At 40.8% G+C, this 23788-nt stretch carries 25 protein-coding genes; 14 read left to right on the forward strand and 11 right to left on the reverse strand.

The genetic code is table 11. From position 1 onward, the window contains the following. Nucleotides 1-7: 7 nt before the first annotated feature. The 3 genes from nth to Q7J63_RS03900 form a co-directional block, all read right to left on the reverse strand. Nucleotides 8-676, reverse strand: a complete 669-nt coding sequence (gene nth / locus Q7J63_RS03890) for an endonuclease III (RefSeq protein ID WP_304884105.1) — start codon at nt 674-676, stop codon at nt 8-10. A 318-nt stretch (nt 677-994) separates the two neighbouring features. Further along, entirely contained in the window at nt 995-1228 is a 234-nt protein-coding gene (locus Q7J63_RS03895; RefSeq protein ID WP_019596425.1) for a hypothetical protein, read from the reverse strand. After that, nucleotides 1203-1805 carry an RNA polymerase sigma factor gene (locus tag Q7J63_RS03900; protein ID WP_019596426.1) on the reverse strand — a complete coding sequence of 201 codons (603 nt, stop codon included), beginning with the start codon at nt 1803-1805 and terminating at the stop codon, nt 1203-1205. Before Q7J63_RS03900 ends, Q7J63_RS03895 begins: the two co-directional genes overlap by 26 nt. A gap of 356 nt (nt 1806-2161) precedes the next feature. On the opposite strand from Q7J63_RS03900, the gene Q7J63_RS03905 reads away from it, so the two are divergent. Both Q7J63_RS03905 and Q7J63_RS03910 read left to right on the forward strand, forming a co-directional pair. Further along, a complete protein-coding gene (locus Q7J63_RS03905; RefSeq protein WP_304884107.1) occupies nt 2162-2518 on the forward strand; it encodes a DUF3127 domain-containing protein in 357 nt (118 codons plus the stop codon). Nucleotides 2519-2620: 102 nt separating this feature from the next. Beyond that, complete coding sequence (locus tag Q7J63_RS03910) at nt 2621-3067, forward strand: hypothetical protein (RefSeq protein ID WP_304884109.1); 447 nt, start codon at nt 2621-2623, stop codon at nt 3065-3067. A 206-nt stretch (nt 3068-3273) separates the two neighbouring features. On the opposite strand, the gene Q7J63_RS03915 is transcribed toward Q7J63_RS03910, so the two are convergent. From Q7J63_RS03915 to Q7J63_RS03935, 5 genes are all read right to left on the reverse strand, one after another. Then, entirely contained in the window at nt 3274-3417 is a 144-nt protein-coding gene (locus Q7J63_RS03915) for a hypothetical protein (protein ID WP_169368202.1), read from the reverse strand. Nucleotides 3418-3560: 143 nt separating this feature from the next. Next, a complete protein-coding gene (purE, locus tag Q7J63_RS03920) occupies nt 3561-4076 on the reverse strand; it encodes a 5-(carboxyamino)imidazole ribonucleotide mutase (protein ID WP_304884112.1) in 516 nt (171 codons plus the stop codon). A 3-nt stretch (nt 4077-4079) separates the two neighbouring features. After that, nucleotides 4080-5219, reverse strand: a complete 1140-nt coding sequence (locus tag Q7J63_RS03925; protein ID WP_304884114.1) for a 5-(carboxyamino)imidazole ribonucleotide synthase — start codon at nt 5217-5219, stop codon at nt 4080-4082. A 339-nt stretch (nt 5220-5558) separates the two neighbouring features. Beyond that, nucleotides 5559-5711, reverse strand: coding sequence for a lmo0937 family membrane protein (locus Q7J63_RS03930; protein WP_019596434.1), 153 nt, complete (start codon nt 5709-5711; stop codon nt 5559-5561). Nucleotides 5712-5789: 78 nt separating this feature from the next. Then, complete coding sequence (locus Q7J63_RS03935) at nt 5790-7547, reverse strand: DNA mismatch repair protein (RefSeq protein ID WP_304884116.1); 1758 nt, start codon at nt 7545-7547, stop codon at nt 5790-5792. A gap of 184 nt (nt 7548-7731) precedes the next feature. Here Q7J63_RS03935 and Q7J63_RS03940 point away from each other — a divergent pair, with 184 nt between their 5' ends. The 10 genes from Q7J63_RS03940 (at nt 7732) to Q7J63_RS03985 (ending at nt 18479) form a co-directional block, all read left to right on the forward strand. After that, complete coding sequence (locus Q7J63_RS03940) at nt 7732-8178, forward strand: hypothetical protein (protein WP_304884118.1); 447 nt, start codon at nt 7732-7734, stop codon at nt 8176-8178. A 2-nt stretch (nt 8179-8180) separates the two neighbouring features. After that, nucleotides 8181-9374: a GTP-binding protein gene (locus Q7J63_RS03945; protein ID WP_304884120.1), complete on the forward strand. Its 1194-nt coding sequence runs from the start codon at nt 8181-8183 to the stop codon at nt 9372-9374. Between the two features lie 102 nt (nt 9375-9476). Continuing rightward, a complete protein-coding gene (locus tag Q7J63_RS03950) occupies nt 9477-9647 on the forward strand; it encodes a hypothetical protein (RefSeq protein ID WP_154654322.1) in 171 nt (56 codons plus the stop codon). A 101-nt stretch (nt 9648-9748) separates the two neighbouring features. After that, nucleotides 9749-10591: a hypothetical protein gene (locus Q7J63_RS03955; RefSeq protein WP_304884122.1), complete on the forward strand. Its 843-nt coding sequence runs from the start codon at nt 9749-9751 to the stop codon at nt 10589-10591. Nucleotides 10592-11308: 717 nt separating this feature from the next. Beyond that, entirely contained in the window at nt 11309-12676 is a 1368-nt protein-coding gene (locus Q7J63_RS03960; protein ID WP_304884124.1) for a hypothetical protein, read from the forward strand. Continuing rightward, on the forward strand, nt 12669-13661 hold the full coding sequence (locus Q7J63_RS03965; protein ID WP_304884126.1) for a glycosyltransferase family 2 protein: 993 nt from the start codon (nt 12669-12671) through the stop codon (nt 13659-13661). The genes Q7J63_RS03960 and Q7J63_RS03965 overlap by 8 nt, the downstream gene beginning before the upstream one ends. 471 nt (nt 13662-14132) lie before the next feature. Next, the gene (locus Q7J63_RS03970) at nt 14133-15332 is read left to right on the forward strand and encodes a 6-bladed beta-propeller (RefSeq protein WP_304884128.1); all 1200 of its coding nucleotides are present in this window, start codon (nt 14133-14135) and stop codon (nt 15330-15332) included. Between the two features lie 229 nt (nt 15333-15561). Beyond that, a complete protein-coding gene (locus tag Q7J63_RS03975; protein ID WP_304884129.1) occupies nt 15562-15822 on the forward strand; it encodes a hypothetical protein in 261 nt (86 codons plus the stop codon). Between the two features lie 88 nt (nt 15823-15910). Then, on the forward strand, nt 15911-16984 hold the full coding sequence (locus Q7J63_RS03980; protein ID WP_019596449.1) for a BF3164 family lipoprotein: 1074 nt from the start codon (nt 15911-15913) through the stop codon (nt 16982-16984). Nucleotides 16985-17408: 424 nt separating this feature from the next. Continuing rightward, nucleotides 17409-18479 (forward strand): BF3164 family lipoprotein, encoded by a 1071-nt coding sequence (locus tag Q7J63_RS03985; protein ID WP_304884132.1) that lies wholly within the window; start codon nt 17409-17411, stop codon nt 18477-18479. 289 nt (nt 18480-18768) lie between these two features. Here Q7J63_RS03985 and Q7J63_RS03990 read toward each other — a convergent pair whose 3' ends face one another. Genes Q7J63_RS03990 through Q7J63_RS04000 form a run of 3 tightly spaced genes read right to left on the reverse strand, consistent with a single transcriptional unit; the run spans nt 18769 to nt 21520 of the window. Next, nucleotides 18769-19692, reverse strand: coding sequence for a mechanosensitive ion channel family protein (locus Q7J63_RS03990; protein ID WP_304884134.1), 924 nt, complete (start codon nt 19690-19692; stop codon nt 18769-18771). Nucleotides 19693-19739: 47 nt separating this feature from the next. Then, nucleotides 19740-20447 (reverse strand): methyltransferase domain-containing protein, encoded by a 708-nt coding sequence (locus Q7J63_RS03995; RefSeq protein ID WP_304884136.1) that lies wholly within the window; start codon nt 20445-20447, stop codon nt 19740-19742. Beyond that, the gene (locus tag Q7J63_RS04000; protein ID WP_304884138.1) at nt 20444-21520 is read right to left on the reverse strand and encodes a type III polyketide synthase; all 1077 of its coding nucleotides are present in this window, start codon (nt 21518-21520) and stop codon (nt 20444-20446) included. The genes Q7J63_RS03995 and Q7J63_RS04000 overlap by 4 nt, the downstream gene beginning before the upstream one ends. An 88-nt stretch (nt 21521-21608) precedes the next feature. Here Q7J63_RS04000 and Q7J63_RS04005 point away from each other — a divergent pair, with 88 nt between their 5' ends. Both Q7J63_RS04005 and Q7J63_RS04010 read left to right on the forward strand, forming a co-directional pair. Beyond that, nucleotides 21609-22499: a UbiA family prenyltransferase gene (locus Q7J63_RS04005; protein ID WP_304884140.1), complete on the forward strand. Its 891-nt coding sequence runs from the start codon at nt 21609-21611 to the stop codon at nt 22497-22499. Between the two features lie 158 nt (nt 22500-22657). Further along, entirely contained in the window at nt 22658-23785 is a 1128-nt protein-coding gene (locus tag Q7J63_RS04010; RefSeq protein ID WP_304884141.1) for a DUF4221 family protein, read from the forward strand. Nucleotides 23786-23788 lie beyond the last annotated feature (3 nt).

Consider the following 23788-nt stretch of genomic DNA (forward strand, 5'->3'; position numbering starts at 1 on the left):
AAAGGAATCAAACGGTTTTCGCCGCGGAATCTTTGGCTACATTTTTTTCGTAATACCTGCAAAAATGGGTCAATTGGCATTCATGGCACTTTGGGCTCCTTGCCAAACAGGTGTAGCGGCCATGAAGAATCAACCAATGATGGGCAACATGGATGTGTTGTTTGGGGAGATGTTTGACAAGCTGCTTTTCAACCTCATAAGGAGTTTTGGCATTCATGGGCACGAGTCCCAGTCTTTTGGACACGCGAAATACGTGGGTATCCACCGCCATGTTGGGTTGATTCCAGATGACCGAAGTGATGACGTTGGCGGTTTTTCTGCCGACTCCCGGGAGTTGGGTCAATTCATCCACGGTGGAAGGGATTTCGCTTTGGAATTTTTCGACCAACATCTTGCCCAATCCAAGAAGGTGTTTGGTTTTGTTGCTGGGGTAGGATACGGATTTTATATAGGGGAAAAGTTCATCAAAATCGGCTGTTGCCAAATGTTCCGGACTGGGAAAATCCCTAAAGAGGGGCGGAGTGACGATGTTGATCCTTTTGTCCGTACACTGTGCGCTGAGGACGACCGCTACCAGAAGCTGGAAAGGGGTTTCATAAGCCAGTTCCGTCTCCGCGACGGGCATGTTTTCTGAAAAGTGTTGAATAAAGGCAGCGTATCTTTCTTTCTTTAGCATTTTTTGGAGGGGCTCTTTCTGGGTGTAATTTACCATCGTTGCCGGCAAATAAGCATTTGGATTTTTATTATTATAACCTCAATGTCGGAAAATCGTTTTTCAACAAAGTTTCTTTTCTGTTTTAAGGAGCATGTTGCTTTTTGGAAATATTTTTTGGAGCAACACCTTGCAGATTTTGGGAGTGTGATTTCTGCAAAGGTGAAGATTTCGTCAAGGGAATTGAGCGAAAAATCAGAGATTTTTGATGGTTTTCGATAGCGAGAAGCAAAAAAAACCTGAAAATTTTGGATTTTCAGGTCTACCTTAGGGCTAAAACGATCATACTTTTTCGAGTCCCGTAGATTTGGCCCTTTTGAGAATGGCCTTTACTACTTTTTCAGAAGGTTCAAGAATGAGTTGGTCCAATTGCTCGATTGTGCTCAGCATACCTAAATATTCCTGCATCAAAGTTTCATCTTTGTGCAGGGCCTGCACGAACAGCTCATTCTCTCCCTCACTCATTTCCTGATAGATATATCTAAGCAGGTCATTTGGGGTAAAAGATTTTGTCATAGGCAAAGTTTAGTTGTTTCATTTTTTTCCTCATGTTGATCAGTGCATAGCGCATTCTTCCCAAGGCGGTATTGATACTTACCCCGGTTTGTTCGGCGATTTCCTGAAAACTCAAATCATTGTAATGCCGCATAATCAAGACTTCCTTTTGGGTTTCTGGGAGTTCTTCTATCAACTTCCGGATCATCGCAAGGGTATCCTCTTTTATTTGGAGGTCTTCAATGGTTTCTTCTGCAAACTTCAGCGTGTTAAATAGGCTTTCTCCATCTTCCATGATGATGGTGGGATAGCGCCTGCTTTTTCTGAAGTAATCAATGGCCAAGTTATGGGCGATTCTCATCAACCAAGGCTGGAACTTTCCTTCTTCATTGTATCCGTCTGCATTCAAGGTATAGATCACTTTGATAAATACATCCTGCAACAAATCCTCAGCAACCCCCTGGTCTTTCACTATCAAATAGATGGTCGTCAATACTTTTGATTTGTATTTATCCACCAACATTTCAAATGCAGCTTCGCTTCCATTCCTATACTGCGCAATTAGCTCACTGTCTTTTGGACCAATCCTTTTACTCATACAAAATTACTTTAAGATAACGTAGAGGTTCAGGCCATATTATAATTTTAAAGGATGAAACATATTTTGAGGTCTATTCAAATGTATTGAATCAAAAACACTCATGCAATACTTTATATGATTTTTTTTGAACTATATTCTGACAAAAGCAGGATTAAAAAGAATATATTGAACTTTTTACGTATTTTAATGAAATATTATTTTGAAAAAAGTAAGTTTAAAATTATAATCTACACAATATAGATGGCAAATCCGATAAATTCATTTTTTGTAGAGAGAAAAGGTGTTTGCGGTAGCCTTACTATTCTTATCTGATTTTCTTATCTTCGTGGTTCGAAAATCATAAACCTTTATATATGGAAATCAACGGAAAAATTGTTCAGGTACTGGCCGAACAAAGCGGAAATGGAAGAAATGGTGTTTGGAGAAAAAAGGAATACATTCTCGAAACGGGCGGTAATTACCCTAAAAAGGTTTGTTTTACCGTTTGGGGAGATAAAATTGACCAATTCAACTTACAAGAAGGCAATCAAGTCAATGTAGGAATAGAATTGGAAAGCCGGGAATACAATGGCAAATGGTATTCTGATATCAAAGCTTGGAAAGTGGACAAGCAGGGAGAGAGTGGCGCGGCTTCGGAGAGCAAATCAGCAAGCATGCCTGATGTGAGTACCTTTTCAGAAGAAGGTGGTGATGATGTTTTGCCATTCTAATTCTTTTGATTTCAAATAAAAGCAGGGATTTGCTCCCAAAAAGCCTTTGGAGCAAATCCCTGCTTTTCCAAGTTTTTTTAAATCTACAAAATCTGGAATGCGATGTGGAATGATTTTGATGAAAATTCTTGGGATGATGAGGATACAGATGATTTTCGGGAAGAAAACCATAAGCATCCACTTTTTAGAAAAGGAATGGAAATAATCAAACTCACGCATGCGCTCGTGGGCTCATTGGATGAGGCAAGAAGAACGCTTTATGGCAGGTTGATGGTGGAAAGTGCAGCCATTCTTTGCTCCAAATTTTCCGAAGCCGAATCCACGTCTGATTTTATCCTCAAGATGGAAAATGCCGTGACCATGAAAGTCAATGCCCGGGAATTGAACACCATGACCTATCAGCTTGCTTTGGAAGGTGCCCATGCTGAAGAGCATTTGAAACTGTTAAGGGATGCCATCCGGGATTTCAAAACCCTATTTGTGGAATGGATTCGAGGATTTGATCCGAATGAAAAAATGAAGGATGGCTGGGGTATTTTTGAAGATTGATTCAACCCTAAATATGCATTGCGTTTCCAAATGGAATCGAAACTGCAAGAAAATCAGCCTATTGGGAGGCTAATTCCTGATGCCAATAGGGTAAGGTCAAAAACAGTCAAGACCTAATTGATTGTCCGTGAATTACAATCTTGAATTGGGTTCGGTATGCATAAAACGGGTTCGAAGAATCGATCTCCAATTTCTACAAAATCAATTTATCGCTGACCGAATTTAAAGCCCAAATAAGCACCACCAAAGACCAAGACAAAGGTAATCCCCAGCAAAAGGAGAATTACCCCCAAGGGCATTTCCCAATCCTCGCTGCCGATTTTGAATTTTATGATTTTTTTCAGATCCATGGGATTGATTTTATAAATGGAATCAAAATGATGTTTGGCCGAGGTCTTCAATTTGAAAATGCCCAAGGAAGGTGATTATTGAATCGACCTCGGATAAAGAAAGATTTTCTTCCGCTTGTTGATCTCAGTAAATCTGAAATTCTTTATTCCCCAAGTGCATTTCTCCAACCCTTGGTTTCGATTTCTCGGGCGGTATCTTCCACGGTTTCCCTCAGTTGCTTTTTGTAGGTGTCAAGCTTTTCAGCGATTGCACCATCAAAAGCCCCTAAAATCGATGCTGCCAATATCCCGGCATTTTTACTGCCATTCAATGCGACGGTCGCCACCGGAATACCTCCCGGCATTTGCAAAATCGACAGGATACTGTCCCAACCGTCGATGGAATTGGAGGATTTGATCGGCACGCCGATCACTGGAAGTGAAGTCAATGAGGCCACCATTCCAGGAAGATGTGCAGCACCACCGGCTCCGGCAATGATCACTTTCAAGCCCCTTTTTCTTGCAGTTTCTGCATATTCCAACATGCGAAGGGGTGTCCTATGGGCCGATACGACGGTCAATTCATAGCCAACGCCCAATTCTTCCAAAACTTTTGCGGCCTCGGCCATGATCGGAAGGTCGGATTTGCTTCCCATGATAATCCCTACTTGTACGCCCATGTTTTATGCTTTTATCTTTATCAATTCTTTTATTTCAAATGCCCGCTTCTTGAGGGTTTCCAGGTTTTCGTCCAACAGGGTCACATGCCCCATTTTCCGGAAAGGTTTGGTGATTTTCTTGCCATAGAGATGGACGTACACGCCTTTTTGGGCCATGGCTTCGTCCAGACCTTCCACGAAGGCTTCTCCGGTGAATCCATCTTCGCCCAATAAATTGACCATGGCTGCCGGCATTCTCAATTCGGTATTGCCCAGGGGCATGTTCATCACCGCCCGGAGATGTTGCTCAAATTGGGAAGTGAAATTTCCTTCTATGGTCTGGTGTCCACTGTTGTGCGGTCTCGGTGCGATTTCATTGACGAGGATTTCTCCTTCTTTGGTCACAAAAAGTTCCACTGCCAAGATACCTACGAGATCAAGCTTTTGGATCACATCCAATGCGACGGCTTCTGCTTTGGCTTGGACTTCTTTTGTGATGGTTGCGGGAGAAAACAGGAATTCGACCAAGTTGGCTGTGGGATGAAAAAGGCACTCCACAGGAGGATAAGCAACGGTTTCCCCGCGCTTGTTTCTGGCCACGATAATGGCCAATTCCGTGTCGAAATCAATCAGTTTCTCAAGCAGCCCCGGTGCATCAAATCCTTTGTGGAAATCATCTGGTGAGCGTAGAATCTGCACCCCACGTCCATCATAACCTTCCCTTCCCAATTTGTTGACCGCTGGGGAGAAATGTTTGTATTGCATCACTTCGGCTTTGTTCTCCGTGAGGACAAAATCAGCCGTTGGGATCCCTTTGTCCTTATAAAATTGTTTCTGAGCTCTTTTGTCTTGGATCAAGCGGATGAGATGAGGCTGTGGATAAACCTCTTTTCCGTCTTTGACCAAGGCTTCCAGTGCTTCTGTATTGACATGCTCGATTTCAATGGTGATGATGTCACAATTTTGCCCAAACGCATAGACCGTATCAAAATCGGTAAGACTTCCCACCGTAAATTGATTGGCAATGGCCTTGCAAGGCGCATTGGGGTCTGGATCAAGGATATGGATGTCAATGTTGTAGTTGATGGCCGCCTGGATGACCATTCTTCCCAACTGACCCCCGCCAAGTATGCCCAGTTTTTTTTGTTGATAATTGTTTTGCACCGAAAACTTATTTGTTTCGCCAAAAATAAGACAATTATCAGGATAAGGAAAAGGTGAGGGGATATTAAACCCTGATTATGCATTGCCAATTTCATTCCAACCGATAATTGCTAAAATATCAGGCGACCGTTACTGTTTTTGACTTCGCCCTATTGGTGTCAGGAAATGGTGTCTCTATTGTCTGATTTTCTTTCGGTTTCAATATCCAAAGAAAGCCTATTGCATATTTCGGGTTCAACGCTCATTGCGAATCCCAGCACCTCCTTCGGGGGGAAAAAACAAAAAAATAGCCCTTCTATCTGAAAGGGCTTAATTTTTATTTTTATAATAGGGAATGGGTTATACGCCTCTGCCGCCGATCAATCTTAGGAGAACTGCCACAACCGCCAAAACCAAAAGTACGTGGATCAATCCTCCGGCACTGTACACAAAGAATCCGAAGACCCAACCAATAATTAAAATCACTGCGATCAAATACAATAAAGAGTTCATAGTTGTAGGTTTTTTTAGTTAAATATAATATTGAATAAATACCATATAAACAATTACTATGCCAGTGCCTCCCTGCCCCTAAAACCTGATTCCCATCAATTCCATCAGCTTGTGTGCATTGAAGCTTGGGCATGGCCCGGATTTGATTTTGTAATCGAAGCGGATTTCCTGATCGTCGATCTCGCTGTGAAAGCTTTTGTTCACCAAATAATCCAGCGTTTTTTCCAAACTGCTCAGTTCAATGTCGTGTGTGGAGATGATCCCTTTTCCTCCAGCATCTGCAAGCTGTCGGATCAAAGCCTCACTGCCCATGATGCGATCGGTGGTATTGGTGCCTTTGAGTATTTCGTCGAGGAGAAAAAACACCCGGATTCCGGCGGCGGTTTGATCCAAAAGATCCTTGATTCGGGCAAGCTCAGCATAAAACGAGCTGACACTTTCACCCAAGTTATCGGTATTTCGCATGCTGGTAAAAAGCTGGAAATCCCCACATTGAAATTCCTTGGCAAAAGGGGGCAATCCCAAATTTGCCAAAACCATATTGATGCCCAAAGTCCTCATAAAGGTGGTTTTTCCGGACATGTTGGCTCCGGTAAGCAGGACTATTTTTTGGGAAGAAGACAAGTCAAAATCATTTCCGATGGCTTTGGAAGGCAAAATGAGTGGATGCGTGATGTTTTCTACCCTCAATTCGTCATTGTGGGTCCAGGTGATTTTTCCATCCAAGGATTCCTCATTCGAAAAGGCGGACAAAGAAACCAGTACCTGTAAATTTTCAAAGCTTTTTTCCCAGTTATTCAAATGCTCTCCATATTTGGTCTTCCACTTGGCCAAACGCCACCACAGGAAAAAGTCAAGCCAAAAGAGAAGGTTGAAAATCAAATACATGAGATTGAACCTGTTTTGGATCATAAAACTCTTTTGTTCGAGGGACTTCATCGCCATCGATGCTTCAATAGCAGCGCTCTTAAATGGGATTTGAAGTTCTTTGAGCAAGGGACTTTGAAAATCCTCTTTTTCCAGGAGTTCGGCCCACAAGCCAAAGGTTTTCAAATCGCCTTTGTTGGGCATCGCAAAAGAGGCTTGCTGCATTCGCTTGAAAATAAAAGAAAGGAAAAACATCCCCAGAAGAATCCACATGCCAAGCCAGGCCGGGGAAAGATCATTGTAAAGGGTGGCGCCAAGGAGTAACAATCCTCCAATCGGGCCCAAAAGCAAGGGTAGGAAATAAATGTGCTTCCATTTGTCTTTTGCCGCCAGCCATTCGTAAAAATTAGATTTTGATTTTTCGGTTTTGATGAAAGCCCTGCCCACGGCTTCGAAATTTTCAAGGAATTTCTCTTTTGGTCTCAGTTCTTCAATCGCAGCATACCTCGATTGTGCTTCCATGGCATTTATTGGGGCTTTCATCCATTTGACCAGCAATGCCTTTCCGGCAGCGGTGACGGTATGGTTGAGCATCTGAAAAAGGGAATGGGCCCCGAACAGATCCAAATCATTGACGAAGGGATGCGCTTTTTCCAAAAATTCCTCTCCTGCATCAAAGTCCTGCAATTCACGGGCAGCCCTTTTATTCCTGGAGATTTCCATGCTTTTCAATTCGAGGACAAATGCCTCTTTGTCTTTTTCATTGTTGAACCCCAAGATGAGATAGACGAAAAGCGCAATCACAAAAGGAAGGGTCAGCAACAAAAGGGTCCACTCGGACAATCCCACGATGAGGATGGCCATGATCAGAAAAAATACAAAAAGCCTGGAAATCGAGAAGCCGGCGGCTTTTCTTTGGGCGGACTTGAGCGCCTTGTCCAAGTCTTGATCGTCTAAATTTAATAACATGGGCCAAATATAAAGAAATTGGGTCAGGTCACAGAGATTATTAAATGCAATAATGTTGCATTTAATAAAAATTATCATTTATATTTGAGTTCTCAAGTTTGTGGTTTTCTTTTCATTTAATTTGTGGTTGACAGCGGTATCCCGGGGATTTCCCCGGGGTATTCTCTATAAATGGTGCATAAAGATGAAAAAAAAGGTATTTACGTTGATTGCAGGGCTAATCCTCTTGAGTGGCATGGTCAGTCCAGAGCCCGACATGTGGGCGATGTTTTCCAAAACCAAATTTGTGGAAAAGTTAAACAAGGAATGGGGGATGAATTTTCTCTATCCCAAATTTCCCGAGGAGCTGAAGGCTTTTGACGGAAAGAAAGTTACTGTTTCGGGATTTTACATTCCTTTGGATATAAACAACTCGAAGGTTGCAGTGCTTTCAAAATTTCCAATGGCGGAATGCTTTTTCTGTGGAGGTTCCGGCCCGGAAAGCGTCGTGGTGGGTTATTTGAAGAATGCCCCAAAGAGAAAAATCAAAACAGATGAAATCATCAAAGTAAGGGGGATATTGAAATTGAACGAGGAAGACATCGAAGAACTCAATTTCATCCTCCTTGAAGCAGAAATCATATCAGATTAACAATGCAAAGAAAACTACCGGTTACAGTACTCAGCGGATTTTTAGGTGCGGGCAAAACCACACTTTTGAACCATATTTTGCACAACAAAGAAGGTTTGAAAGTGGCCGTGATCGTCAACGACATGAGTGAAGTCAATGTGGATGCGCAGCTGGTCAGAGACGAAAACACCCTGTCCCGCACGGAGGAGAAACTGGTGGAAATGAGCAACGGTTGTATTTGCTGTACACTGAGGGAAGATCTGATGATAGAAGTGGAGCGCTTGGCCAAGGAAAACCGTTTCGATTACTTGCTGATCGAGAGTTCGGGGATTTCCGAACCGCTTCCAGTGGCACAGACGTTCAGTTTTGTCGATGAGGAAAACGGGGTAGACCTATCCCGTTTCAGTCGACTCGACACCATGGTAACCGTAGTGGATGGCTTCAATTTCGGGAAACAATTTGGGAGTTCCGAAACGGTCCATTCCCAACTTTTGAATGAGGATCCCGAAGACCAAAGGTCGATTGTCAACCTCCTTACCGATCAGATAGAGTTTGCAAATGTGATCTTGCTCAACAAGACTGACCTGATCACTGCAGACCAGCGGCAGGAATTAAAGGCAATTCTCAAAAAACTCAATCCCTCTGCCAGAATCATTGCAACAGATCACGGAGTGGTTCCCTTGAAAGAAATTCTAAACACTGGACTTTTTGACTTTGATACAGCATCCAATTCCGCAGGTTGGCAAGCAGAACTTGAAAAGGAGCACAATCCGGAAACGGAAGAATATGGAATTTCTTCCATTGTGTTTAGGGACAAAAGGCCCTTTCATCCCCAGAGATTTTGGACGTATATTTCAGATGCCTGGCCGGCAAATGTGATCAGAAGCAAAGGTTTGTTTTATATCGCCTCCCGAAAAGATACTGCACTTTCATGGTCTCAGGCAGGAGGTTCCGTGAAAGCTGAATCCGCAGGGGTTTGGTGGGCCAGTATGCCATTCAAGGAGCGGAGCCGTTATATTTCCTTCGTGGAAAATCAGAAATTTATAGAAAGCAAATGGGACAAAAACTTCGGCGATCGCATGAATGAATTGGTTCTCATTGGTCAGGACCTCGACAAAATTGAAATTCTTGCCGAATTGGAAACCTGTCTCCTGAATAAGTATGAGCTTGCCGATTTTTTGGTCGGAGAGAAATTTACCGATAATTGGCCTATCTGATTGCTGGAGAAAATTTGAAGTTTCTGTCCGTGTTATGGTTTTTGAACCATTTGCCCCTGTTTTTCTTGGGATTCAGAACATTTTTTTAAAAACAGGGTATAAATGTCTATGAAAAAGGAAAAGAAAATCAATCCCGAAAAATTGGCGGAAGAATGGGATTTTTCAGAAGGTTTTGGCGGAATACCCCAAGATGTCGACCTGACCAAGAATATTGGTTGTGCTTCCTCCGGAAAAAAGGCAGCGGTTACTCCCAATCCCCGAAAAGAAAAATAGAGGATCGGTTGTCAGTGGAAACTTAAAAATTTCGAGACTTATTTAATGGGTATAATTTTTAATTTTTTTTTACCTTCTTTGTATTAAAATCTCTTAAACCCATGAAATATTTTTATTTTAACCCATTCGTATTCAGCTTTTTTATAGCGGCCATGTTCTTGTTGGCTTCCTGCGACAGCGACAAAGATCAGGATCCAACTGACGATACCGCCCTTGTCAAAGAAGAGTCAGAGGTGATTTCCAGCTACAATGATGTCGATAACCTGACGCTTTTTGCGATGCAAAGCAATGGACTTGGCTTGAGGACACTTTTGGATTTTCAGGGTGATATCTGCGCCAATACCGATGTTGATTTCGATGCAGGTGCCAAGCGCATCACGATCGATTTTGGTGCGGGTTGTACCAGTCCAAACGGCATCATCCGCAAAGGAAAAGTCATTCTTCAATATACCGGACTTTTTTATATTCCTGGAACCGTCATCACGGCTACTTTCGAGGGATTTGAAGTGAATGGCAAAAAGTTGGAAGGCGTTAGAAGGACGATCAACAAAGGGGTTGACCTAAATGCACAAACCATCACGCTGGAAACCACCATTGCCGATGGAAAGGTGACTTGGCCCGATGGAAAATTCGCAACAATCACCCTGAACCATACCCGCAAAATATCCCTTCCATCCAGTGGAGAGGGTATCCAGGTCGAGGTAACCGGCAACTCAATCGGAACAAGCAGAGAAGGAAAGAACTATATCGCCAACATTGGCAATGTTTTGAATTATTTGCAAACCTGTACCGACACCGGAAACTGGATCCCGAGTGCCGGAACTTTAAAAATCATCGTGGACAATACCACAGAATACAATATCGATTATGGTGTGGGTGTCTGCGACAAAGAGGCTACTGTGACGGTCAATGGGAAATCATATACCGTTACTTTTGATCGATAAGTGGGTGTTGGGGCAAAACAATCGGAATCAATTGCTTTAAAATGTAATTTTTCAGTTGGTTAATTTTTATAATAGATTTGGTGGGAACAAACCTTGGTTAGACGTTTCAGTAGATATCAAGAATTGGATTAAAAAAAACGAAGTTAAGCCTAGGGAGGTGATTTTTTGTTTTTCTTGTTCTTTCCAATTCTTTACATGAACACCTTTTCAAAAAGGGATTTGAAATGAATTTATATTACATGCTCACCAAGGAGAAATCGTTATGAAGGGGTAAACAGAATATATTTCTATTTTAAACCTTCTGCCTGGGATTGCCAAAGCAAACATAAATCAATGCTTGTTCCTTAGGTGTAAGCAACCCGCTGGATATTACCAAACCCTCTTTTTTCAACCATCTTGTGAATGTTTTTGTTGATATGCCGTACTCATCGGCTACTTCTTGTCTGGACTTTGCACGTGTTTTCATAAAAAAGTAAGGAGTTGTATGCTTTAAAATATAACATTAATGATTACCTAATATATAGGTTATTGAATAAACTACAAATTGATTTGCTTTTTTTTAAAAATCGGGCTAACGATAATATGCCTGATTCTCAGCTCTAAGTATGGAATTTTTTTTACTGCTTACTCTTTTTGTCTTATTTTAATCTATAATGTCCAATTCTGTCCAATTTTAAAAATTTTGTTTTTTGTATTTTTAGAATACAAAAAAATCCTATGGAAAAGAATATTATTCAAAAACCATCTACTCTTTTTAGACATGTATCATTACCGAACGGGAAGAGCTTGGTTCCTTTACTTTTTGGGTTTTGTGTCATTGTATTTTTTCCCACTTTCTTTAATGATTTCCAACTCGCTTGGGATGACACCTGGCAGCTGCTGGAAAACCCTCTGGTACATGACATCTCATTCGACTATATATTTTATCATTTCACTCATTTTTGGCATCAGCAGTATTCTCCTGTCAATTCTATTTTCTACAGCGGAATTGTTTTGTTGTTTGGAATGAAGGCTACAGTATTTCATTCTGCCTGTCTTCTCATTCATGTGTGTAATACCATGTTGGTGTATGGGATCGTGAGAAAACTTGTCTTAAGATTCCTACCGTCCGCTCCCAACTCAAAAATCAATGCTTTTGGATTTTTTACGGCGTTGATCTTTGCCATCCATCCCCTCCAGGTGGAATCAGTAGCCTGGATCAGTGCTTCCAAAATCCTGCTCTACGCATTTTTTACATTAACTGCTCTTTGGTCCTATATCCGCTATATCCGAACCATGCACTTTCCTTGGCTAATCGCAGTCGGATTGGCTTATGCTATTGGCTTTGGTTCCAAGGAGCAGGCCATTATCCTTCCCCTTAATCTGATGCTTTTCGATTATGTGTTTGGACGGTTTAAAGACTTGACTTGGAAGAATACCTTAACCTCCAGAGTCCTATTGGAAAAAACCCCTTTTCTTCTTCTTGCCTTGGCATTTTGGTATTTCTCCTGGATCAACAATAATGTAGGTATAAATCCTGATGTAGGATACCCTTTTTATCAAAGGTTTATATTTGGCATGCACAGTTTTGTGGAATATATCTTCCGGTTTCTGGCACCAGCCAAACTTTATTTCTTCCATCCCTTTCCCATATCACCCGGAGAATCGCTCCCCCTTTATTATTGGGGATACCTTGTATTGGTTGGTATTATCGGGTATTTCGTGTGGGAACATTATCGTAAGGGAAACCAACTGGTGGTTTTTGGATTTCTGTTTTTCCTCATCAACCTCCTTTTGGTACTGCATATCATTCCCCTTCCCCGACCGGTGATTTCTGCGGACCGCTATATGTACCTGAGTATGGTAGGGATAGCTTTGGTGTTGGTTTGGCAACTGGATCAATGGCTGACTTCCCATACAAAAGCAAAAGTACCCCTACTGGCGGTGTGTTGTACTTGGTTTCTCTTTTTAGGCATACAGACCTACTTCAGAACAGCCGATTGGAAGGAGAGCGAAACCACCAAATCAAATGTAAATGAAATTATAGAGAAAAAGCGAAAAGCCCAGGAAGCCGGTAACCCCTTTAACATCATTGAATATGAATAACTTTTTGATTTCGGTTGTGATCCCCTGCTATAATGAAGCCGAAAATATTCCGGTTTTACTGAACCGATTGAAAAGCGCATTGGAGGGTTACTGCTATGAAATAATTTTGGTAAATGATGGAAGTACTGATCCGACACAGCAGGTAATAGAGGCCGAATCCATGGAAAATACGAAGGTTTCATACCTATGTTTTTCCAGAAATTTTGGGCATCAGGCGGCCCTCAAAGCAGGGATTGATCACGTAAAAGGGGACTGCATAATCACCATAGACGCGGATTTGCAAAAACCGCCGGAGGCAATTCCTGAAATGATCGTCCTATGGCTTGAAGGTAACGATATCGTCACTGCAGTAAGCCAAAACGAAGGGCAACCATCAGGATTCAAACGATGGACATCCACCGTATATTACAGGGTTTTATCCTGGCTGGCAGATCATCAAATAGTGCAAAACGGAGCGGACTTTCGGCTAATGGACAGAAAAGTGGCCGATATTATCCGAAAACTCCAATCCCGGAACTTATATTTAAGGGGAATTTTTTCATGGGTCGGATATAAGCAAGCCCTTACCTTTTATAAAGAGGAAAGAAGACATGCAGGAACAACCAAATACAGCTTAATCAATATGCTGGATCTGGCTAGCAACGGCATCACATCCTTAAGCATTAAACCCTTACGTTTTGCCCTAGCGGTAGGATTGTTTTTTGCTTTTTTGGCCTTCAGCTATGGGCTGTATGCAATTGTCATTGTCTTTTTGGGCAGAACTGTTATAGGTTGGGCTTCTGTGGTAGCCAGTATAGTGTTCCTTTCCGGTGTCCAACTGATTGTCCTGGGGGTTATCGGAGAATATATAGGAAAAATATACCGGGAGGTCACACAACGACCAACTTATCTTGTTTCAAAAACCAATATTTCCAACCCGTCCAGAAATCGCAAGGCGAATAAACTTACTTTGGACGTAAAAGAAAGGAGGTCGGCCATGACTTGATCCAATTGATTTTTGGCATTCTTCAGGATGTAGAAAGCCGAAACCTTGGGTGGAAACGGCATACCACAACAATTGAAAATCAATCATTAAATTAAACATGAGAAAAATGAAATCAAAAATAAACAAAATCACAAAAGCAGTCGCAATAGGGATATTCTTTATGGCACTTTTCTTTAATGTAAAGGTGAGCTTGGAGGATCCTTTTATCAAAATAGATAATGCTGTAATGGCTCAAACTAGTAGCGGGAACTGTACATCTCCAAATGCAGATAACTGTCCAGGAGGTGCCTGCAGTTATGAGGGATACTTTGGTGGACAAACTCAAAGCTGCTGTACTGCTTGTTGTCCAGGTCTACTTAGATCTCGGTGCGACTCATCAGGATGTCAATGTGTTTAGTGAAAATAGCTCATCTTTTACTTTGTTGGAAGATGAGCTATTTGTTACAATTAAATTATTAATATAAATGATATATGAAAATAAAAAACGGACTCATTCTAGCAACTTGCATATTGGGATTTTTGGGCTGCGGGAAAGAAAACAATATTTCTGAAAACACTTTGTTTATCAACCCCAATACAGCCCTTCCATCAATAAACCTTTCAACGCTAACGGATACTATATCCTATATCCGACTAGAAACAATCGAAGAAAGTATAATAGGTAAAGCCCATGAAATAGTGATCAAAGAAAAATTCCTCTATGTAAGAGATGTGGACCAACAAGCCATTCTAATTTTTGACCTGAAGGGAAAATTTATTTCAAAACTTCAGAAAAAAGGAGATGGTCCTGATCAATACATGAGAATGGAAAGATTCATGGTTGACGAGCAAGAAAATTATATTGATGTTTTTGACTTTAGAGGAAATAACTCGAGAATAATCAAATATGCTCTTCCTGATTTTGAGATTATCAAGGAAATTCCTTTGTATCTACCACTTGCAAATTCAATGAGAAAGGAAAAAGAGAAAAACATCTACTACTTTTCCTCACAACAGCTGGAGAACCAAATCGGCAATGAATCGGTAAATGCAGATATAATAGCATTCAAAGAAGGTCAACCTCCAGTCGCATTATTCAGTAAAAAAATCATAAGTCATGGATCGTCATTCTCACCAAACACCGAAAGTATGACAACAAATAGAAATGGGGATATATTTGCTTCCTTGATGTACAATACTACATTTTTTCAACTTTCAGGCATGCAGGCTAATCCCGTCCTTACCATAGACTTCGAAGGGTACGGAATAGAGAACTCCATTGGGTTAAAAAATATCGAAGAACAAAAAAACTATCTCAACAATGAAACCGAAGGATTAGCTTCGTTCCCGGTGCTAAATATCTTCGATTCAGACATTATCGCATTTTCATACTATTTCAAAACAGGCATTAGAAATCATCTGCACCATTATATTCATTTTAAAAAAACAGATCAAATTTTCCACACGAGAGATATTGTAAATGATTTAACAACGTATCCGGAGAAAGTATATTTAAGCTCCTACTTCTATGCTGTCAATCATGAAGTATTGCATGGTGACTATCTAGTAGATATTGTTTTACCTTGGCATACAAATGAAGGAAAAATAATTGGAATCCCCGGGGTTGGAACTGTCCAGCCGGAGGATAATCCGGTCATTCTGCTGATGAGGCTCAAAGAGGAATATCGATGAAAAATGATACTAATTCATTTTCCTCCTTACAAATTTTGAAAAACCCATATTATGAGCACTTCCGAATACAAGAATAATAACAGCTTTACTTCGGACCCAATAGAAAGGAGGCCGGTTATGACTTGATCTTTGCCTTAATTTTAGCTTTTCTTAACATAGAAAACCCAAACGTCAGCGGGAACGAAATTTCCACAATTCTTAAAAAAAATTTAAATTAAACTTAATAAAAATGAAAACAAAAGTAAACAAAATCGCAAAAGCAGTAGCAATGGGGATTTTCTTTATGGCTTTGTTCTTAAATGTGAAATTCACATTGGAAAACCCCTTTATCACCATAGATAATGCTGCTTTGGCACAGTCTAGTTCGAGTAGTGGTGGTGGAGAAAGTTGGATTTGTTGTAAATCTAATAGTGAAGGTTGCGGCACATATGATGGTTCTATGTGGTTTGACCGAGATTATAGATTATTTAGTAGCTCAACCTGCCCTTAATTACACTTTTAAACGTCCTAGTTGACCAAATTTAAAAGGTCAACTAGGACCTCAAAAAAATTATTTATAATTGAATTGCTTTTTAAAGATGAAAACCAAAATACAAATTTCTATACTGTTCTTGACTTTTTGTATGTCATGTAATGATGATTTATTATATGAAACTGATATTGTATTAGATGAAAAAAAAATAAAAGTGATTAATATAAATTCTTTGAAATACGATTTCAAGGAATTTATAGATCCTTGGAAAGTGGAGATGATAGGGGAACATCTGATAGTCCTGGAAGATCGAAGAATTTCACCCGAGCTACCTCTAATCCACATAATAGATATTAATAATTGGAGATATTTTAAATCTAAAGGAGTTATTGGATTTGGACCTGGAGAAATCCCAAGCACAACACTTATAGAAAAAGGATTTGATGACAATACTTTTTTTGTTTATAGCTCAATGGATAAAGTCTTATCAAAATTTAATATAAACGATAGTAGTCGATATTCAATAGATCAGTTTAAACAGCCTGGTGATGTAAATTCCATAATTAAAATGTTTCCTCTTACCGACAGCACCTATATTGGAATTTCAACTAATGATTCCAGTAAAATTATTGAGTTTGATAAAGAGGGAAAGCGAATAGCAGAATACGGAGAGTGGCAAAAAATGCAAAAGCATAAAGAATTTAGCAATTTTAACCATTTTGTATTGAATCAAGGTTGGTTTAAGGGAGATAGAGAACTGGGCATTTACGTAAAAGCCTGTATTTTTAGAGATAGGTTGGAAATTTTTGATTATAAATCCAAGGGATTCAAAGTCATTGACGGGCCAGATCTTAATTTACCGGAATTTGAAAATTATGGTCCAAATGTTCCTTTAAATATTCCAATCAGTAACCCTTTCAGATATAGGGATGTGTCGTTTTCAACTCGCCATATTTATGCGCTTTATGGAGGGATTAATGACCAGGCAATTAGAGAAACGGGAGAAATAGCAAGAAAAATTTATGTTTTTTCTCATAGCGGCGAGCCATTGGCAAAGCTTAACTTAGATAGGTCGATCCAGGGACTCGTCATAAATGAGAAAAAAAGAGAGATTTATGGCCTGACAAACGATGAAGATCCTGGAATAGCTGTATTTAAAATTCCCCCAGGAGTTTTCTAAATTTGAAAAAAGATGCTTATCATTCGGTTATGGCTATTACCATTGTGTTTCTGGGAAGGAAAGCTCACGGATGGGCATTCATGGTAGCCAGTGTAGTGTTTCTGTCCGGAGTACAATTGATTGTCTAAGGGGTGATCAGGGAATATAAGTGAAATATACCGGAGGTTATCCAACGACCTACTTATCTTGTTTCAAAATCAAATATTTACAACTTGTCCGGAAATCAAAAGGAGAAAAATCTTACAATGGACGTTTGGGTATGCAGTCAGGTCCAAGGTGTGGGCTGTGTCACAAAAGATGGATCCCTTCTTTCCTTGGGATCGCACCTATTATGGTGGATCATACTGTCCATAAATCAATTACGGGATAGGGGGAGGTAAAACCTACCCCTATCATTTAATCCACTTCGTAAAACATATCATCAATGAAACCAAGCCACTTTAAACTACTGCTATATATATCTATATTTATTATTTCTTGCAATCCATCCCCAAAAAATGATACTGAATTTAATCCCGAAAAATTAGTATCCTATTATTTAGTATCCGAAAAATCAGATAATTCCAACATTCTAAATCCAAGGAGACTATTTAGTCAAGGTGGCTTTCTTTTTATCATCGAAGATTATCGAATGCCTCCAGATCTACCCTTAATCCATATTTTTAGAAAAGACCCAATAACTTACTTTAATTCGAAAGGGAAAATAGGATTTGGCCCATTGGAAGCCCAATCAGTTGAAGTCCATAATCCCGGACTTTCTGACAGCACATTCGTCATGTACAGTGGTATGGATAGAAAATATATCGAATACCATATTTATGATAGTTCCAGGCTTGGGATTAGGGAATTTAGAATACCTACTTCTGAAACCCCACTGGGATCAATATACTTTTCACCGGATTCAACTTTCATCGGAATTCCCACTTACGATGAAAACAAATTCGTGGAAATTAATCTTCAAGGAAAAAAGATCAATGGATTTGGAAAGTGGGAACATGTCGAAGGAAAAAAAGGAATGTCTTATTTCCATCATTTTCATCTCAACCAAGGCTGGTTTAAGCCTGATGATGACTTTAAATTGCTTGTAAATGCTTCAATATTCAGAGACCGATTGGAAATTTTTGACCTACAAACAAAAGAAATAAAAACCATTGACGGCCCATCCGCAGAGCTTCCCGAATTTAATTTTTATGAAGCCACTATGCCTCTGGATATTCCCATATCAAATCCTTTTAGATATCGTGATGTCTATATTTCCGATAAAAGGATTTATGCATTGTACGGGGGTTTAAATGAAGCTCATTATAAGGAAACCAGCGAATTAGCTAAGAAAATATTTGTTTTTACCCGACAAGGTGAACCGATTCTCAAGTTTGATCTTGACAGGTCTGTACACTCCATAGTAGTTGACGAAGAGCTAAATAAGATTTACGGATTAACCACTGATGAAGATCCGGGCATTGCTGTATTTAGAATGCCACCTGGAGTTTTCTAATTTTGGAAGAAAGATGTATGGCATTCCGTTACAGTTTTTAAGCTGAATCAATAGTGTTCTTGGAAAAAAAGTCTAGGTATGTGATCCAGTGATAGCCAAGGGTTATTCTCAGGAGTATAATTGGTCGTGTTGGGATTATTATTGCGCAGTTTAAATAATATGGGGAATGAAATATTGAAGTTAATTGAGTAAAGTATGCTTTTTACAGTCTTATTTTTTGTAGATCAATACCAATTCAGATTTATAGAACAAAAAAGGTGCTGAATCGATTTCAGCACCTTTTTTTAGTTTATTCGGGAAGCGTATCTTTTTTCTCAGCTTCCTGATCTGGTTTTTCTTCATGCTTTTCCTTTTGATCTCCCTCAGGTTTTCCCCCCGGTTTTCCTTCGGGATAATAATGATGCACGTCTCTTTGTGGGAAGGGAACTTCGATTTCGTTGGTTTCGAGGGCTTCTTTGATCGCCTCCATGTTGTCCCAAAATACTGGCCATAGGTTGGCTGCATCAACCCAGCAGCGTATTGTGAGGTCCAGGGAACTGTCTCCAAAATTTGTGAAATAAACCACAGGAGCTGGATCTTCAAGGATCCGCTCATCTTTTTTCAAGGTATCCAAGATTACCTTCCTGGTTTTTTTCAAATCCGTGCCATAGGCCACGCCCACAGACATATCCACTCTTCTGGTGGGTTTCTGTGAATAATTGGTCATGGAGTTATTTGCCAAAGCCCCATTTGGGATCGTCACGACCTTGTTGTCAAAATTCCTAACCTTGGTGTAGAGAATGTCTATGCTTTCCACTGACCCGATCGTGCCTTGCGCTTCTATGGTTTCGCCCACCCTGAAGGGTTTGAAAATCAAAATCAAAACCCCACCTGCAAAATTGGCCAATGAACCCTGAAGAGCCAGACCAATTGCCAAACCTGCGGCACCCAGCATGGCGACAAAGGAGGTCATCTCCATGCCCAAAGTCGTGGCTACACTGATGACCAAGAGCACATATAAAATTGCAGTAACCAGGCTTTTCAAGAATGAGGTCAGCGAGGCATCGATATCGTATTTTACAAATACCTTATTCAGGAGATTGGTCAGCAAACGGATTACATACCGACCGATAAAAAATAAAATAAGGGCTTTGAACAAGGCTGGCCCCAGTTGAAAAGCCAAGTCAACGGCCCGCTGTTGGATGATTTCTAAAGTTGTTAAATCTAGTTTCATGTTTTAAATATTGGTGAATGAAATATGAATTGCCAGGCCAATCCTGATCAAATAAAACAAATCACCTGCCATCGAAAAGCCCAATTCCAACGGATTTCAAAATTGGAGAAACCGGAATTGTTCAGAATATGGTGCCATTCGGATCTTTTGAATCCTCTTAAAACAGATAAGGGTCCGTCATGTTTGACCATTGTGGACCGTGAAAAAAGGCGTGTCAAAAACCGGATACTGAAATAAGCGACGGGATGCCGATGCAGGTCATTGATGATTATCCCAAGTTTGGCCTTCCCCTTACAAGAATTTAGGAGTAAAATTAGTTCCTCATCCGTAAAATGATGCGTAAAAAGTGTACAGGTGATCAGGTCGACTTTTTCGTCAGCGAATGCGGGATCAAAAATATTTTGGGTTTTAAAACTGGCCTCTGGAAGATCCCTGAGATTGTTTTGTGCCATTTCAATGGTGTTGGCATTGGCATCAATGCCGATGAAAGCGCAGGAGTTTTTTGTTTTCTTGGCCCAATCGGCCATCACCCTGATCATGTCCCCGCCCCCGCAGCCGATATCCGCAACCACATAATTGGGCTGGGGATTCTGCCCCATGATCTTGGCCAGTCCGTTGGTGGTGACATAATTTCCCCCAAGGAGTTTGTTGATCGTGCGGAGTTCCTTCAGCGTTTGGGACAATACAGGCCCATCGACTTCCAGGTCATCCATGATTTCCTTTTGGTAGCTTCGCTTGCTGAATTTATTGCTCATTTTTCCAACAATAAGGTTTCCAATGTAAGGCCCGGGCCAAAACCCATCGCCAAAATTTCCCCTTTTTTATCTTCCTGATCCAACCATTTCTCCAAAACGAACAGGATCGTGGCGGATGACATATTGCCGAAGGCCGAAAGAATGTCATGTGAGGCTTGGTTTTGAGTGCTTGAAATCCCAAACGCTTCCTCGACCTTTTGTAGGATTTGTTTTCCCCCGGGGTGAATGGCAAAATGGGGGATTTTGGATAAATTGAAGTTGGCCTCCAGGCTCTCCGAAAGTCTTTTGATGCCATTGTTGAGCAAGTCGGGAATATACTTGCTCAATTTCATCTCAAATCCAAAATCACCGATAGACCATGCCATATCTTCTTCCCCTTCCCGCAAGATCTGGCTTTTGTATTTTTTGATTTTCAAGCCCGTCCCTTTTTTGGTGACCAGGGCCGCGGCCGCTCCATCTCCAAAAATGGCATTTGCCAGGAGATTGTTGTCATTGTAGGTTTTTTGAAAATGGAGGGTGCACAATTCCACCGAGATCAACAGTACCTTCGCCTCAGGCTCGCTGTCACAGATTCTGTCCGCCAGTTTGAGCCCGTTAAAGGAAGCGTAGCAACCCATAAAGTGAATGGCATACCGCTCCACATCGGTGCTGAAACCCATTTGATGGATAATGTCCATCTCGACGCCCGGAGCATACATGCCCGTGCAGGAAATCATGATCAAGTGGGTAATTTCCGAAGGGGAAGTTTTGGTCTTTCCCAGGCATTTGTCGATCGCCCGAATGGCCAATCCAGCGGCTTCCTTTCGGAAAACCTCCATGCGGGCATGGGTGGATGGAAAAGGCTCGAGAGATTCGTTTTGTGGGAAAAATTTGAAATCCGATGGGGTCACATGTTTAAAATCCTCCAATACACTGTGTCTGTTTTGAATCCCGGACAGGCGATAAACAAAATTTAATTTTCTGGCTTCCGCATCCTCAAGCCCATGGGCAAGTTTCATAAAGCGGCCAATTTGCATCTGGGGAATGGCTTCTCCCGGGTTGGCCGTACCTATACTCGCTATATGGTTGTTCATTCAATTTAATTTACGCTTAATTTTAATAAATTGTACGGTATATACGAAACAAGCACCAATTGTAAAGGTTAAAAATAAAAATTTAATTATGCTAAAACTATCCAGCTGGAAACACCTCCGCATCCCTTTTTCATTTTACCTGCTTCCGGTCTTCATTTTTGCGCTTGCGTTTACCCCAAACCATAATCCCGAAAGGCTTTTGATTGTTTTCGTGGCCCTCCATCTTTTTCTGTATCCCTCCAGCAATGGCTACAACAGTTATTTCGACAAGGACGAAAAGAGTATTGGAGGACTGAAAAATCCCCCCAAAGTAACAAAAGGTTTGTATTATCTCTCCTTGTTGTTTTTTGTGGTTGCACTTTTTCTCGGTTCCCTGATCAATTGGGCCTTTGTTTCGATGCTGCTGGTGTACAGTCTTGTCTCTATGGCGTACAGCCATCCTTCCATTCGACTGAAAAAATATGCTTACCTCAGTTGGATCACTGCGGGAATTTTCCAAGGCTTTTTCACTTTCGTGATGTGTTATGCTGGATTGAGTGATTTTGGTTGGGAGGTTTTTTCAAAACCCCATGTGGTGATTCCGGGCTTGCTCACCAGCATCATGCTTTTGGGCTCTTATCCACTTACCCAGGTGTATCAGCACGAAGAAGACAGCAAAAGAGGAGATCAGACCCTCAGCCTGAAACTTGGGATAAAAGGGACATTTTTGTTCTCCTCGGTTTGGTTTCTGGTAGCGGGAATCGCCTTTGGCACTTTCTTTTTCAGCCGAAATCAGGATTGGGCTTTTTATGGTTTTTTATTGGCGATGCTTCCCGTGATCCTATATTTTCTGGTCTGGTTCAGGTTTATCCAAAAGGACCAAAAAGAATATGCAAACTACACCTGGGCCATGTGGATGAACCGCATTTCCGCTTTGGCCCTCAACGTTTTCTTCGCCTGGTATTTTCTCGAAAACACCCAGATTCTTCAGGTGTTCTAATTTAATGTAAAACACTTCGAGATATCCATCCTTCATTCCAAGCTCAGCCCTTTGGTTTTAAACCCCAATAACCACATTTCCCAATTTTATTTGGAAAGTGGGTTTCATTCCCGAAATAAAAGCAATATATTTTAGTTCAAATTTAGGATTGGGAAAATATGCGAGGAAGATTTTTGGTGTTTATTGGATTTTTGGCGATTGCTTGTGGAGGATCTGGAGAAGACAAGGAGGATTTTGGCCAGGTTTCTCTGTCTCTGGATACAGTGAAGGTGGATGCCAAAGGAGAAATATTGATGGCAGGAGCCTCCATTTTTTTATCAGATCTTTCACCTGACAAGGATTACCTTTATAATTTTGATACCAAAAATTCCCTGTTGGAAATCATCAATCTCGATGCTTTGGCCTTGGAAGAAAAAATCAAGATTTCAACTGAAGGGCCAAATGGCGTTGGCACCATGGTCAATAGGGTGAGTCTTGCAAAAGATGGAGCGGTAGCCTTCTACAATTCTCTGAGACTCGACATCTTGAATTTGGAAGGCGAAAAGATTTTTGGCTTCGGGTATAGAAATCATGGTTTTGAAGAAGACTTTATTTCTCCCAACCAATATTTGTCCAATCAACTGGTCTTTTTAGATCAGGGCAATGAAGTCGTTGGCGTACTGTATTCCAGCAAAACCATGGACTTCCAATCACTGGTGAGAATTGATTTTGACAAGAAAAAAATTGAAAAAATCGACATCCCAGAGCTGTCCATCGTCAATGATTTTGTTATCAATTTTAATCCCGGAAACCGGTCGATGTATTTCATTCAGCCGATTTATATGGTCAAAGTGGATCGAAAAATCTTAATATCCAATGCTGCCCGTGGAATGGTCCAAAGCTACGATATCGACGACCGGACTGTCCTATCGAAAAAAGTCGACAGCAAAATATTCACCGATGGGATCCAAGGGGAATACAAAAAGCATATCGAATCCCAAGAGGAAATAAATGACGAGACTTGGAGAATGGATCAGGAAATTCAATTCAGTCCCCTGATCTGGGATCCGCAAAGCAAAAGATTTTACAGGTTTTCCCACCAAAAGATTTTGCGTGCCGAAAATGGAAACCCCAGCAAATTCAAGGTTTATTTGACCGTAATGGATCAGGAATTAAATGTAGTGGACGCTGTTGAAGTGCCCTCCTTTTCCAAAAAAACCAATGATCATTTTGTGAAAGACGGAAAGATATGGATTTACGAAAATATGGAGGACGAATTGGGCTTTTTAAGACTGAGTATAAACTAAACA

Origin of the sequence: Rhodonellum sp. (assembly GCF_030656585.1) — a bacterium.
GTDB classification, from domain to species: Bacteria; Bacteroidota; Bacteroidia; order Cytophagales; family Cyclobacteriaceae; genus Rhodonellum; species Rhodonellum psychrophilum.

Excerpts from the sequence above, each read along its gene's own strand:
- Q7J63_RS03915 (WP_169368202.1), bottom strand. The coding sequence starts at position 3,417 with ATGGATCTGAAAAAAATCATAAAATTCAAAATCGGCAGCGAGGATTGG.
- nth (WP_304884105.1), bottom strand. The coding sequence starts at position 676 with ATGCTAAAGAAAGAAAGATACGCTGCCTTTATTCAACACTTTTCAGAA.
- Q7J63_RS04010 (WP_304884141.1), top strand. The coding sequence starts at position 22,658 with ATGCGAGGAAGATTTTTGGTGTTTATTGGATTTTTGGCGATTGCTTGT.
- Q7J63_RS03985 (WP_304884132.1), top strand. The coding sequence starts at position 17,409 with ATGAAACCAAGCCACTTTAAACTACTGCTATATATATCTATATTTATT.
- Q7J63_RS03940 (WP_304884118.1), top strand. The coding sequence starts at position 7,732 with ATGAAAAAAAAGGTATTTACGTTGATTGCAGGGCTAATCCTCTTGAGT.
- Q7J63_RS03960 (WP_304884124.1), top strand. The coding sequence starts at position 11,309 with ATGGAAAAGAATATTATTCAAAAACCATCTACTCTTTTTAGACATGTA.
- Q7J63_RS03900 (WP_019596426.1), bottom strand. The coding sequence starts at position 1,805 with ATGAGTAAAAGGATTGGTCCAAAAGACAGTGAGCTAATTGCGCAGTAT.
- Q7J63_RS03990 (WP_304884134.1), bottom strand. The coding sequence starts at position 19,692 with ATGAAACTAGATTTAACAACTTTAGAAATCATCCAACAGCGGGCCGTT.
- Q7J63_RS04000 (WP_304884138.1), bottom strand. The coding sequence starts at position 21,520 with ATGAACAACCATATAGCGAGTATAGGTACGGCCAACCCGGGAGAAGCC.
- Q7J63_RS03965 (WP_304884126.1), top strand. The coding sequence starts at position 12,669 with ATGAATAACTTTTTGATTTCGGTTGTGATCCCCTGCTATAATGAAGCC.
- Q7J63_RS03995 (WP_304884136.1), bottom strand. The coding sequence starts at position 20,447 with ATGAGCAATAAATTCAGCAAGCGAAGCTACCAAAAGGAAATCATGGAT.
- Q7J63_RS03970 (WP_304884128.1), top strand. The coding sequence starts at position 14,133 with ATGAAAATAAAAAACGGACTCATTCTAGCAACTTGCATATTGGGATTT.
- Q7J63_RS03945 (WP_304884120.1), top strand. The coding sequence starts at position 8,181 with ATGCAAAGAAAACTACCGGTTACAGTACTCAGCGGATTTTTAGGTGCG.
- Q7J63_RS04005 (WP_304884140.1), top strand. The coding sequence starts at position 21,609 with ATGCTAAAACTATCCAGCTGGAAACACCTCCGCATCCCTTTTTCATTT.
- Q7J63_RS03975 (WP_304884129.1), top strand. The coding sequence starts at position 15,562 with ATGAAAACAAAAGTAAACAAAATCGCAAAAGCAGTAGCAATGGGGATT.
- Q7J63_RS03980 (WP_019596449.1), top strand. The coding sequence starts at position 15,911 with ATGAAAACCAAAATACAAATTTCTATACTGTTCTTGACTTTTTGTATG.
- Q7J63_RS03935 (WP_304884116.1), bottom strand. The coding sequence starts at position 7,547 with ATGTTATTAAATTTAGACGATCAAGACTTGGACAAGGCGCTCAAGTCC.
- Q7J63_RS03895 (WP_019596425.1), bottom strand. The coding sequence starts at position 1,228 with ATGACAAAATCTTTTACCCCAAATGACCTGCTTAGATATATCTATCAG.
- Q7J63_RS03930 (WP_019596434.1), bottom strand. The coding sequence starts at position 5,711 with ATGAACTCTTTATTGTATTTGATCGCAGTGATTTTAATTATTGGTTGG.
- Q7J63_RS03955 (WP_304884122.1), top strand. The coding sequence starts at position 9,749 with ATGAAATATTTTTATTTTAACCCATTCGTATTCAGCTTTTTTATAGCG.
- Q7J63_RS03905 (WP_304884107.1), top strand. The coding sequence starts at position 2,162 with ATGGAAATCAACGGAAAAATTGTTCAGGTACTGGCCGAACAAAGCGGA.
- purE (WP_304884112.1), bottom strand. The coding sequence starts at position 4,076 with ATGGGCGTACAAGTAGGGATTATCATGGGAAGCAAATCCGACCTTCCG.
- Q7J63_RS03950 (WP_154654322.1), top strand. The coding sequence starts at position 9,477 with ATGTCTATGAAAAAGGAAAAGAAAATCAATCCCGAAAAATTGGCGGAA.
- Q7J63_RS03910 (WP_304884109.1), top strand. The coding sequence starts at position 2,621 with ATGTGGAATGATTTTGATGAAAATTCTTGGGATGATGAGGATACAGAT.